The following is a 12,574-nucleotide window of genomic DNA, read 5'->3' as shown; positions in this document are numbered from 1 at the left end:
CTTTTATCACATAGAAAAAAGGAATTATCATGTCACAAGATATGTTTATCAAAATTGATGGTATCGACGGTGAATCTCCAGATGCTGTTCATAAAAACGAAATTCAGGTTCTGAAGTGGAAATGGGACGTGAGTCAGCATTCGAACATGCACAGTGGTTCAGGTGGTGGTTCAGGAAAATCATCCGTTAATGATTTTTGCTTTGAGCACTATACTGACAAAGCCAGTCCTAACCTGTTGAATTACTGTCTGACAGGTAAGCACATCAAAAACATTCAATTCGTCGTACGTAAAGCGGGTGGTAACCCTCTTGAGTATTTGATGATTAAATTTACAGATGTCATTATCACTTTAGTTGAAATGACAGGTTCTGTAGAAGATGAATCTCGCCCTCGTGAAACCGTGAAATTCTCATTCTCGAAAATGACACAAGATTACATTATGCAGAACGCCGAAGGTCAGAAGTCTGGTGTTATTTCTGCGACTTATGATGTTAAAGCTAACCAGCACGGTTAATATGTATCTGGGAAATAACTCACGATCTTAGTGATAGTGAGCATTGCCAATAGAAACATTGCCCAGGAAATCACTTGGCTTCCTGGGTATTCTAAATTCGATTTTCATACTGATTAACACAGTTGGTATTTATAGCATTAAGAACAATCGTACAGCTTAAGTTTTATGCCGCGTAGTCTTCTTTTATTACATTTTATAAAATAGATTTTTATGATGACAAAATGGTTAAAAACGTCCGCAGAACGCTATACACTGCTATTTTTTGCAATTTTTTTCATCTCAGCTTTGACATCATGTAGTTTGTTTCCTGGAGAAAAAAACCAGGAAGTTATAAAAATTACATTGTTAGCATCGAGTGATGTAAATCTTAACATTCATAACAGGCCATCACCTCTTGGCATTTACATTTATGAGTTAAAAACACCCGATACCTTTGATAACAGTGATTATTACTCAATAATAAACAACACCAATATCGAATTTTCACAACAATCGAGCAAATTGTATCAGGCTATTTTGATGCCAGGTGAAAAAAGAAACATTGAGATTAAACCTGGAAAATCCAGTGTAGCTCTGGGCGTCGTCGCCGCATATCGGGATATAAACATTGCGGACTGGAACAAAGCTATCATGTTTCCAGATGTTAAACCTGTTCCTTGGTGGAAGTTAATACATTCAGAAGAACCAAAAGCCCTGAGTATTGACTTTAGTAAAACTTCAATCTCAACAATAAAATGGATTAAGATGTGAGAACGAATAAAGTCGTCTGGAGCGAAGGACTGTTTCTACGTCCCCAACTATTCCAACAACAAGAACGCTATTTAGAATATTTTGTACATAAGCGCACAGCGACCCTCAATCCTTTTTTTTGGGGTTTTTCCCAATATGATATCGATAAAGAAGCGCTGGCATATGGGAAACTGGTTCTCAGATCAGGAGGCGGCGTTCTACCTGATGGAACACCATTCGATATCCCTGAGCATGCAGAAATTCCTGAGCCACTGACCATCAGCCCAGACCATTTAGGAAAGATGATCTATCTTGCCGTTCCACTTCGTCTGGAAAACAGTGATGAGACGATCTTTGATAGCAACAATCAGAGTTCTCTCGCACGATTTTTGGCCTATGAAACGAGTCTTAACGATACTAACGCGATTAGACAAGGCGCTAAACCTGTTCAATTAAGTCGGCTACGTATGCGCCTGGTACCCGAAACAGAAATGACTGAATCCTGGCTCGGTCTGCCATTAACTAAAGTTAAGGCAATGCAGCCGGATGGTAGTGTATTACTTCACTCAGAGGACCATATTCCACCAGTCACCGCTTACGCAGCCAATATACTTCTGACAGAATGGTTAACTCACCTTAATGGCCTGGTTAAAATGCGAGCAGAAATGCTAGCAACTCGTCTATCCGCCAGTGATGGAAAAGCGAGTGCCGGTGCAGAGGTTGTTGACTATTTGCTGCTACAAATTTTCAATAAATATGAACCACTTCTTGATCATATCAGGCATATTCCTGAGCTGCCGCCGATCATCATATATCAAGAACTAGCAAAGTTTTCGGGTGAATTATCCACTTTTGTACGAACAACAACACGCCGCCCGATAGCTGCGCCAGGTTACGATCATGCTCGACTTTATGAATCGATTCGGCCATTGGTTGATGAAGTGAACTATCTTTTGAATCAGATATTGGTACGGGCAGGACAAATGATCCCGTTACTACCAAAAGGAAATGGTGTCTGGTCTGCATCTATGTTGCCTGCAGAATTACACTCATTCTCAAACCTTGTGCTTGCTGTCCATGCACAACTCTCAATGGATGTGTTGCAGCAGCAATTTACCTCACAGACAAAAATTAGCGCCCCGCAGCAATTGCATGAGCTGGTCAGGTCGCATTTACCCGGGCTAGTCCTGCAAGCCTTACCGGTTCCTCCACGGCAGATTCCTTACAGTTCAGGTTATGTCTATTTCGATCTGCTCAAAAGTGGACCATTCTGGGAAAAAATCTCTGCTACAGGTGCAATAGCCCTACACGTAGCCGGTGAATTCCCTGGGATAAAAATGGAACTTTGGGGAGTCAGGAACTAATGAGCGAAATACAGGACCGTGGTCTTGAGGCTGAAGACGTCCCGCCAGAAGAACTTACACCTCAGGCGCTCGGCAGATTTCTGCCGGATGAGCACAGTATTTCCATTGATCATCGTGTTAAACAAAGCAATGAGGAGGATGAAATTGAACGATTTCTTCAAAGCGAGAAGAACTATCTAAACGAAACATCGTTAAGAAGTGAGAGTGTCCAGCAGCGGCTGGTCAACATCAGGCAGGCTGAAAACCCACTACTGGAAGCGAGCCAATATTTGCTTCGCGCGTTAAGTGAAATGCCTGAACATGTCGATTCGGCAGAACATGTCGAAGTGCTCAAAAGAAGTATAAAAAATGAAATTAATCTCTTCGTTATTGTTTGCGATGAGATAGATGTCTCGTGGAAGAAAATGGCCATTGTTCGCTACTGTCTGTGTACGGCACTGGATGAAGCTGCGCATGAAAAAACGTGGGCGCAAAATGCTGGCTGGTCACAGAGCAACCTGCTCAACCACTTCGAAGGCGATAACGACGGGGGTAACAAATTTTTCCTGTTAGTTGGCCGCCTCTCTATGAATCCCCATGAATATGCAGATGTTCTTGAGGTACTCTTGCGTATTCTTGGCCTTGGATTTGAAGGTCGTTACAGTATTATTGAAGATGGTGACCGTCAACTGACGAAAATAAGACAACGATTACTTACCATTATTCAAAGTACAAAAGATACAGCATCGACGATTTTATCGCCACACGGTCTGGTTAGCCGCGGAAAGCCAAAGCGTGAGAAGTTAATCGTTCCCGTACGTGTGACATTATTGTTATGCGGGATTTTAATTGCCTCAACTTTTTTTTGGTATAAGTACTGGTTGTCCGTTAACCAGAGTGTTATTGAGCATAAAATTCTTGCGATGCAAAAACTGAACGTGACAAAACCTGAGGCAAAGAAACTTAGGCTCGCATATTTACTAAGAAATGAAATAGCGAAAGGTCTGGTCAGTGTTGACGAGACGAAAGAGCAAAGTAAAGTCATATTCAAAGGTGATTCAATATTTGAAAGCGGTGCAACATCTGTAAAGCCTGAGATGGATTATGTTATGAATCGTGTCGCTAAAGAAGTACAACGAGTCAATGGTAGTGTCCTTATTATTGGACATACCGATGCAACGCCCATTCACAAGCCTGGAATTGAAAACAACACTATTCTTTCCGAATTACGAGCTAAAGCCGTGGCCAAACTTTTTGTTAACACTGGTTTATCTGAGAAAAAAATACATACTCAAGGCGTAGGCGATACTCAGCCAGTGAGTAGTAATAGTAACCCCGAAGGTCGTGCGCAGAACAGGCGCGTAGAATTCTTCGTTACTTATTGATGAGATTAGCAATGTCTTTAATTAATAGATTATTTTCTATCCGTGTAACAAAGATCATGCTAACAGTGGCATGTTTCATTCTGTTGGTGCTCTTTATATGGTATTTGGGGCCATTTTTTGGATTTGGAGAAACGCGGCCATTAGAAGATGTTGAACCGCGTATCATTTTGATCGTTATTTCCCTGTTCTGTGCGATCGGACTGTGGTTCAGACTCCCAGTGCTAATCATGGCGTTACTGGCACTTAGCTGTGCAGTCTGGATAATGGGCCCGTACATTTTAATGGGCAAGTCCTATCCTCTTAATAGCGTAAACCGTAGAATTATCGCCATTGGTTGTATACTCGCTCTTGCATTTTTTTATGGTATCTGGAAGCTCATTATTGCATTAAAGAGAAACCCTAAATTTCTAGATAGATTCATTAAAGATGAAGAAGTTAAAGAGGATTACAATCAGGCTGAAATTTTTGCAATAATTCGTAATGCTAACAATTACATTAAAAATTTTAGCAAAAACGCTTCGAAATTTAAGCAATTTTTCCTTCCAGAGAAGTTTCTTAGCGATCTCCCATGGTATATGGTAATTGGGACAGAAAATGCAGGGAAAACATCATCAGTACTGTCATCAGGGCAGAGTTTTCCTGATCCAGAACAATTAAAAAAAATTGCCAGAAAAACAATGGCAACAACCAATTGTGAATGTTGGTTTTCGAATGATGCTCTATTTTTAGATACTGCTGGTAAATATGTTAGCCAGGCGGATGAAAATAACAACGAATGGAAAAATATTTTAAATGGCATCAGGAAATACCGATCAATAAAAGCCATAAATGGCGTGATTATCAATATTTCTGTTTCAGATGTTATGGGGCGCAGCAAGGCTGAATTGTACGATCTTTCTGCTAAAATCAGAGCAAGACTCGATGATACTCGCAAAACTCTTGGTATACATTTCCCAGTCTATGTACTGGTGTCAAAAATAGATCAACTTTCTGGATTTTCTGAATACTTCAGGATACTGACAGAACAGGAACGCGAACAGATTTGGGGCGTGACATTCCCCTATGGCGAAGAAATGAAAATGCCAGCTTCAGACCTGCGTGAGCGTGTCGATACCGAGCTGGTATTGCTGGAAAATCGTATTGAAGAGAAGATGACATTACGCCAGCAAGAAGAACTGAATCTTAACGATAGAAAAAGAATGTATAGCTTCCCTCAGGATTTCCATGTTTTGTCACAGGAAATATCTGACATGCTGCAAAACATATTTTTCACATCAAGATATGATGAAAGCAAAGGTTTCACCAGTTTACGCGGCTTATATTTCGTCAGTAATCACCAACCGGCTGATGTTTATCTCATAAATAACAATACGTTAATGCATAAATGGGATAATTTTGTGCACAGACGTTCCGTTAATGCGGTTGACTCCGTCACAAGAAAAATTAATGAAGGTGATTTTTTAGTCACTGACAACGCTTATGGTCGCCATTATTTTCTCAAAACACTATTTTCAGAGATCATCGTTAAAGATGCCCATCTGGTGCGCCACAACTTAAGTGCTGAATCGAAATATCGCTTCCAGAACATAGTGATACATTGCTCATGTATTTTGTTAACTGTATGGCTGATCAATGGTTTCTATCATAGTTATTATAATAATGATGGATATCTCAATACTATTCGTGAAAAAGTAATTTCTCTAGAAGGGAAAATTGGAGAGTTTGAGAAAGCAAACAACCCCGAACTGATTCCTACATTGTTGTCCATGGCTCAGTACATGCCTGAATATAGTGATTTGGACGTTGAACACCCACCTTTGAACTTCAGGTTTGGTCAATATGTGGGCTGGGATATAACATCCGATTCAACCTCATTATATCACTATTTTTTACAGAAACTGCTCTTCCCAAATGTGCTACATGAAGCGCAAGACAAGCTTCAGGATGCAGTTCTCGGTGATGATAATAGTGAGATATATACTGCGTTAAAAGCGTATCTGATGCTCAATGGGAAAGGAAAATTCGATAAGAAGTTCCTTATTGATACTATAACCAAGGCTTGGGATGATTCTGGTAAAATTATACCCTACGCTGATAAGGAAATTTTTATCGCTCATTTAGATAATCTGTTTGATTTACCGGATTGGCGTCATTATTCACAACCGCTAGATGCTGATTTAGTTGCACAGGCAAGGGATGTATTAGGCCGTATTTCGCTCAGTGACCGTCTTTATGAGCGTATTAAGGTGATTATGCAGGATGATGCCCCAGAAAATCTGACACTGGATAAAATGACCGATGGCAAAGCCAACCAAATTTTCACCCTGGATGAAACCGATCATCATGCAACCAGCATTCCTGGGTTGTTTACCTATGTCGGTTATCATCAGGTTTTTAAAAAAAAATAACCGCCCTTGTGACCAAACTTAATGATGAAGATGGTTGGGTTATGGAAAGCAAACATAACACCTCGTTAGCAGAATTTAGCTCGACCAGAATGCATGCAGAATTGGGGTTGCTCGGCTCTGCAATGCTGGCAAACGCTAAACGCATCGATCCTATAAAGCAAAAGATTATGCAGCGTTATTATGATGAATACACTCAACGGTGGAGTCGCTTTCTCAGTGAGATCAGCCTGAACTCAAATCGTTCACAGAACCGAAATGGACAGTTAGCGCTGTCCTTTGATATTTACTTGCTGCGTACCATGGTTTCATCAGATTCACCATTGGTCAATCTTGCGCAGAGGGCTGTTGAAGAAACGACTCTTTCGGCCTTACAGAACGAGGAGTTGATCGATAGCCGCTCTTCAAGTACACGTCTGCTACAAAACGTGAACAAAGCAAATCAGTTGCTGGTATCACTGCAAAAAAAGCGCTTATGGGAAGGTGTCGATAGCCACTTCTCTACCCTGCGAGAATTTGTTACAGGTTCTACACGTCCCAGTGAAAAGGCAGGTAGCACCTCCATGACTGGCAGCCGTTTAAGGAACATCATGGGGGTTCTCCACGACCAGTACACGATATTTGTTCTTTCTGATAATGCACTCAAAAACGGCAGTATGCCGACGCTTTCAGATGCAGGCCTTAAGATCAGCGCAGAATCACAAACCTGGCCTGATCCACTTAAGAATATTATTGAGCCACTTCTGAATGGTGCTTATAAAAAGGTTAACCATCTGGTTATCTCTGAAAGTAATAAAAAGATAGAAGCAGATCTGGGTGAGGTATGTAGAAACACCCTTGAAGGTCGCTATCCTTTTACCAAGAGTCCTGAAGAAGTACGTGTTCGTGATTTTGAACATTTCTTCGCACCGGGTGGATTAGCTGAGATGTTCTTCAAAAACAATCTGACTGATAAAGTGAACACGTCCGTTAAGCCCTGGCGTTATAACAGTGACAATGGTGAAAACGATTCCACCACACTGAAGACGTTCGAACAGGCCCAGGACATCCGCAATACCTTTTTCCAGAACGGAGAAAGTAAACAAATGTTGATTAACTTCTCGATCTCTGTGCCCTACATGGCACCCACCATCACGCAGCTTAGTATGAATTTTGATGGAGCGGCGATGGACTATTCGCACGGACCTGTTGCTCCGGAAACATTTACCTGGCCGGGCAGTCGAATGGGATCCAATGTCAATATGACCGCCCAACCAAGAATGGCTGATAAATCCTCTGGGCTTGTTTTCACTGGCCCCTGGGCTCTTTTCCACTGGATGGACAACGTGAAAAAAATCGAAAACTCTTCATCTGCTAACCCTGTTCTGGTGTTCTCATTGAGTAACCGGCGTGTGGATGTTAAAGCGTCAGGCATCACCTATGATGATCGATTGATTACGCGTTTATTGCGGGACTTCCGGTGTCCAGGGTGATCTTTGGTCTGTTAAATTTTCATAAAGATTATTAGCGGAGGTGAATTTGACATTGCAGATATCTGTTATTGATGATAGTCGCCACTATCGTTGGTATCACTGGCGGAGAAAACATCATCGGAGAATACTTAAATTCTTACAGGATACCGTTGAACCTGAGATTAAAACGCTCTCTCAGGATGATGAAATATCCGATAGTTATCCATGGTGCTTTGTTTTTTCGGCGAAAGAACTATACCAAAAGCACTATTATATCGGCGCATTGACTACTTCTAAAAATAACTGTAATAGAGATAGTTTTTGTGTCATTTTTTCTCGACTTCCCTATGATGTAATATCAGTGGATTTCAAAAAAAAATTTCATATCGCTTTTTGGCAGGCAAGAATCCTTGCAGCTCGACAAGGTGAAATGAATGCCAATAAAAAACACTCGCATTTTTTGGAGTGGATTAAAGCTTTACAGATACACTATTCGCCATTTTTAGAATCTGTTTTAATTCGTAAAAAATTTAGATTTATTAATACATCCGAGCCATTACTGTCAAATTGTCACACATTAGACAATCAGACTCCCATTAATGGTGGAGTAGAATTTATGCCATGGAAAAGCTGGCCTGAATGCATTCAGACCGGAAATTTCGTCTGGCTTTGGCGACAAAGTCGATATGGTCGAATCATCGACTCTAAGAAAATACCAGTACCGATGGATATTACTAACGCGCGCCGTTAGTGGTTATGGATAATCAATTTCGTATAAGGTGATTCTAATGTCACGAACTATTAACTTGTACAGCGCCGCAATGCCTCTCTTGTTAGGCGAACCAGCTTTGGTCCCATCAACGCTTAAAGGTGAAGAGTCATTATCAACACTGTACTCGTACACCATCATGACCAAAACTGCCGCTAATCCCTTGATCCCCTGGCAATCTGCGTCAAACATTGAGATTAAAGATCTCATCGGAAAAGAAATGACGATCGAGATAGAGCTGGATGGCAGCGGCCTTGATGCAGTTACTGGCGTTGGGAAAGGGATACGCGAAATATCAGGGCTGGTGCAGCAGGCGCGATTTCTTGGCCGTGATGCCAATCAGGCCAAGCATGAATTTGTTATCAGACCTTGGCTTTATCTGACTGATCTCACAGCAGATTATAAAATTTTCCAGAATAAAAATGTGGTAGATATTATTGATGAAGTGTTATCTGACTATAATTTCCCATTAGATAAACGTCTCAGTGGCAGTTACCCGCAGCTCGATTTCCAGGTTCAATATGGTGAAACCGACTTTAACTTCATCCAGCGTCTGATGGAAGAATGGGGAATTTACTGGTTTTTTGAGCACCATGATCATAAGCATAAAATGGTTATTGTCGATCATGTTGGCGCCCATAAAAAATTTAAAAGTTCTGCTTACCATACTCTCAAATATGAACCTGACTTACCAAAAGCAGGCGGAGAGTATGTTACCCGATTCGATCATCAGGAAAGTATCACTACGGGTTCCTGGGTGACCAACGACTACGACTTCACTAAGTCACGTGCTGATATTATGGCATTGGACAGCAAACCACGTAAAACCAGCTTTAATGACATGGAAGTTTATCACTGGCCAGGCGATTACGATCAACCCGGCATTGGTGAGCAATTAGCTAAAGTGCGTATTGAAGAGTTAGGTGCAACGGGTTCTCGTGCAACTGGATTTGGTGAACTGCGCGGCGTTGTCTGTGGATCTAATTTTAATCTCAAAGGATTCCCGGTTAAAAAAGTTAATCGCGAGTATCTCATCATTTCCAGCAAATTAGACGTTGAGGAAGTTGGTCAGGTCTCGGGGCAGGAAAATTTTAAGTACCAATGCGAATTTACCGTACAGCCGACAACCAAAATTTATCGTCATCCACGTACTGCGATAAAACCTAAGACACGTGGCCCACAAACAGCCATTGTGGTCGGTCCTCGGGGGCAAGAAATCTGGACCGATAAATATGGCAGAGTCAAAGTTCATTTTCTGTGGGATCGCTACGGGAAAAATATCGAATCAGACTCATGCTGGCTACGTGTGAGCCAGGCCTGGGCAGGTAATAATTTTGGTGGAATCAACATTCCTCGTATTGGTCATGAAGTCATTGTCGACTTTCTTAATGGCGATCCCGACAGACCTCTGATCTTAGGTAGCCTTTACAATAACGTTACGATGCCTCCCTGGGATCTTCCGGCTAATGCCACACAAAGTGGCCTGGTCAGCCGTACTGTCGGTGGCGGACGAACCAACTTCAACGGCATACGTTTTGAAGATAAACCTGGCCTTGAACGCTACTGGGAGCAAGCTGAGCGCGATATGAGCCGCCTGACTAAAGCCAACGAAAAACAGGTTATTGGTGCGAACTCAAATCTTAAGGTTGGCCTTTCCAGAACGAAATTTGTCGGTGGTTTCCAGACAGCAAACATTTTGGGATTCAATAGTCTGCTCGTTGGTGGCGCTATGACCACTGTTGTTGGCGCTGTACAGTCAAACACTGTGGGGGGAGCGAGCTTCGTCAACGTAGGTGGCCTTATGGCAACCACCGTGGGCGCCGCTAACTCACTCGCTGTTGGGGGAGCGAACGCTATTAACGTAGGCGGCGTAATGTCAACCTGCGTGGGCGGAGCTAACTCACTCGCTGTTGGGGGAGCGAACGCTATTAACGTGGGTGGTGCCATGTCAACAGCTGTTGGCGGTGCCATTTCAACAGCTGTTGGCGGTGCCAGTTCACTGGCGGTGGGTGGTGCAGCTGCAGCCGTTGCCGGGGGCGCTTTCGCAATCAGTTCAGGTGGCATGCTCACCATCTCTGCTTCAAATATTAAAATTGTCGCAGGTGGAAAAATTGTCATACAAGCTGGTGAGGTCGATATTAATCCCGGTGATTGTTGCGATTGTAAAGGTGGCGGCGGCGGTGGTGGTGGCGGCGGCGGCGGCGGTGGCGGTGGCGGTGGCGGTGGCGGTGCGATGTTAGCTGGTTTGCCTGGGCTTGCAGCGTTTGGATTCATTCCTTTAGCGCTCCCATTGCCATTATTACCGTTGCCAATACTTCCACCATTAGTCGTTCCACCAATCATCATTCCGCCGGTGACTAAACCGCCGGTAACTAGACCACCGGTTATTACTAAGCCGCCTGTTACTCAGCCGCCTGTTACCCGGCCGCCTGTTACTCAGCCGCCTGTTACTCAGCCGCCTGTTACCCGGCCGCCGGTTACCGAGCCGCCAGTGACCAAGCCGCCGGTAACCGAACCGCCTGTAACCAAGCCGCCGGTGACCGAGCCGCCAGTGACCGAACCGCCGGTGACCAAGCCGCCGGTGACCGAGCCGCCTGTGACCAAGCCGCCTGTGACCGAGCCGCCGGTGACCAAGCCGCCTGTGACCGAGCCGCCAGTGACCAAGCCGCCTGTGACCGAGCCGCCTGTGACCAAGCCGCCTGTGACCGAACCGCCGGTGACCCCGACGTGGGGCCCCTAAGCAACGGGGATAAACACTAAAAGGGCCGGACCTGACTCAAGCCAATCATGGCGAAACAGTTCGGGCCCTTTTTACTTGATCATGAATTAATCAACATGAGGTGATTTATGCAAAATGCAGCCAGAGTTAGCGATGCAGTATGCCACGGTGGAGTGATTGCTTCAGGTTCCGGCGATACAACGATCAACAGCTGTAACGCCGCTATCACAGGCGGCAGCGTTGCGACCTGTGCCTTTCATGGTGCGGCCCCGGTAGCGTCCGGTTCAGGATCTGTGTTTATCAATAGTTGCAACGCAGCCCGACTGGGAGACGTCTGCGGATGCGGTGCTGCAGTAGCCAGTGGTTCTGGTAATGTTTACATCGGTGGCTAAAAAATGTACTTATCAATGACTTGGCCTGATCAGCGCTATCGCTTCAAACTTGATGAATCTCATACATCAGAAGCGCGGGTGGGTTTCAACGTTATAAAGGGGGAGTTTTCAGACCAGCATCTTGCTCAGCCTGAAGAGAATATTGTGTATTTTTACTGGACACTCGCGGGAGCAGCCGTTTTCAATGCCTGTAGCGATTATGTCTGTATTATTGATGGGATCCCTGTTGAAAAGAACGAAGTTCGCACCCTGAATTTAGGTTCAGAAATACAAATTGGTCATTATAATATTCAGGCAGAGGTCAGTGAGAGCACAACTTCTCTTGAAGATATGTTCTATACACTGAATGGTTATGAAACAGATAGAAGTAACACTCACACTCCTGAAATAGAAGATATTTTACCAAACGGCGCACATTATATTGCCGATCTCAATTACTCAAATGAGATGATCTCGGAAAGAGTCATTGAGAATGATGCAATTAAACCGCTGGAAACTGAATATAAGAAATTCCTGATTTGGGGACACATCAACAACAACCTCTATAATAAGGACGAAAAAAAATCTCATTACGTTATTAATGATGACGGTTTCTTTGATGCTACCCGATCAGAGATGCAATCGAAAACCATCATGGAATGTATTCTGGATGCACCTTCATTGATTGATAAAGTCTGGGATGAACTTGAAGTTGCCAACCTGCAAGATGATGTTCTGTATGAAGAAGAAAAATATGAAATATTAATGCTACTGGCGCCGGAAAAATTCACGGCAAAAGAGAAAAAAGTTATACCTGAACTTGCTTTCCAGGATCTTTATAAGATTGGACTGGACAGCCATTACTAAAATATAATCTGAAGGAAAGA

General features: G+C 43.3%; 9 protein-coding genes and 1 pseudogene. All 10 read left to right on the top strand.

Going from position 1 to position 12,574, the window contains the following annotated elements:
- The first annotated feature begins 29 nt into the window (after positions 1–29).
- The 10 genes and pseudogenes from LJN55_RS00855 (at position 30) to LJN55_RS00810 (ending at position 12,554) form a co-directional block, all read left to right on the top strand.
- Positions 30–515 (top strand): Hcp family type VI secretion system effector, encoded by a 486-nt coding sequence (locus LJN55_RS00855; RefSeq protein ID WP_227535494.1) that lies wholly within the window; start codon positions 30–32, stop codon positions 513–515.
- Between the two features lie 210 nt (positions 516–725).
- Positions 726–1,265, top strand: a complete 540-nt coding sequence (gene tssJ / locus LJN55_RS00850) for a type VI secretion system lipoprotein TssJ (RefSeq protein WP_227535493.1) — start codon at positions 726–728, stop codon at positions 1,263–1,265.
- Positions 1,262–2,608, top strand: a complete 1,347-nt coding sequence (gene tssK / locus LJN55_RS00845; protein WP_227535492.1) for a type VI secretion system baseplate subunit TssK — start codon at positions 1,262–1,264, stop codon at positions 2,606–2,608. Before tssJ ends, tssK begins: the two co-directional genes overlap by 4 nt.
- A complete protein-coding gene (gene tssL, locus LJN55_RS00840) occupies positions 2,608–3,972 on the top strand; it encodes a type VI secretion system protein TssL, long form (RefSeq protein ID WP_227535491.1) in 1,365 nt (454 codons plus the stop codon). The genes tssK and tssL overlap by 1 nt, the downstream gene beginning before the upstream one ends.
- Positions 3,972–6,679: pseudogene (gene tssM / locus LJN55_RS00835) on the top strand (type VI secretion system membrane subunit TssM); the annotation flags it as partial. The gene tssL and the pseudogene tssM, both read left to right, overlap by 1 nt.
- Positions 6,680–7,849: a type VI secretion IcmF C-terminal domain-containing protein gene (locus LJN55_RS23890; RefSeq protein ID WP_320443531.1), complete on the top strand. Its 1,170-nt coding sequence runs from the start codon at positions 6,680–6,682 to the stop codon at positions 7,847–7,849. It begins immediately after the preceding pseudogene.
- A 46-nt stretch (positions 7,850–7,895) separates the two neighbouring features.
- Positions 7,896–8,579, top strand: a complete 684-nt coding sequence (locus LJN55_RS00825) for a hypothetical protein (RefSeq protein ID WP_227535490.1) — start codon at positions 7,896–7,898, stop codon at positions 8,577–8,579.
- Between the two features lie 37 nt (positions 8,580–8,616).
- Positions 8,617–11,337 (top strand): type VI secretion system tip protein TssI/VgrG, encoded by a 2,721-nt coding sequence (gene tssI / locus LJN55_RS00820; protein ID WP_227535489.1) that lies wholly within the window; start codon positions 8,617–8,619, stop codon positions 11,335–11,337.
- Positions 11,338–11,444: 107 nt separating this feature from the next.
- Complete coding sequence (locus LJN55_RS00815) at positions 11,445–11,708, top strand: PAAR domain-containing protein (RefSeq protein ID WP_200642322.1); 264 nt, start codon at positions 11,445–11,447, stop codon at positions 11,706–11,708.
- Positions 11,709–11,723: 15 nt separating this feature from the next.
- Positions 11,724–12,554 carry a TagK domain-containing protein gene (locus tag LJN55_RS00810; protein ID WP_227535488.1) on the top strand — a complete coding sequence of 277 codons (831 nt, stop codon included), beginning with the start codon at positions 11,724–11,726 and terminating at the stop codon, positions 12,552–12,554.
- Positions 12,555–12,574 lie beyond the last annotated feature (20 nt).

The organism is Erwinia rhapontici, assembly GCF_020683125.1.
Taxonomy (GTDB): Bacteria; Pseudomonadota; Gammaproteobacteria; order Enterobacterales; family Enterobacteriaceae; genus Erwinia; species Erwinia rhapontici.
This window is presented reverse-complemented; position numbering and strand designations above follow the sequence as displayed.

What these genes read in the sequence shown, in the direction of transcription:
- tssJ (WP_227535493.1), top strand. Translation starts at nt 726, where the DNA reads ATGATGACAAAATGGTTAAAAACGTCCGCAGAACGCTATACACTGCTA.
- tssL (WP_227535491.1), top strand. Translation starts at nt 2,608, where the DNA reads ATGAGCGAAATACAGGACCGTGGTCTTGAGGCTGAAGACGTCCCGCCA.
- LJN55_RS00810 (WP_227535488.1), top strand. Translation starts at nt 11,724, where the DNA reads ATGACTTGGCCTGATCAGCGCTATCGCTTCAAACTTGATGAATCTCAT.
- LJN55_RS00815 (WP_200642322.1), top strand. Translation starts at nt 11,445, where the DNA reads ATGCAAAATGCAGCCAGAGTTAGCGATGCAGTATGCCACGGTGGAGTG.
- LJN55_RS23890 (WP_320443531.1), top strand. Translation starts at nt 6,680, where the DNA reads ATGGTTTCATCAGATTCACCATTGGTCAATCTTGCGCAGAGGGCTGTT.
- LJN55_RS00855 (WP_227535494.1), top strand. Translation starts at nt 30, where the DNA reads ATGTCACAAGATATGTTTATCAAAATTGATGGTATCGACGGTGAATCT.
- tssI (WP_227535489.1), top strand. Translation starts at nt 8,617, where the DNA reads ATGTCACGAACTATTAACTTGTACAGCGCCGCAATGCCTCTCTTGTTA.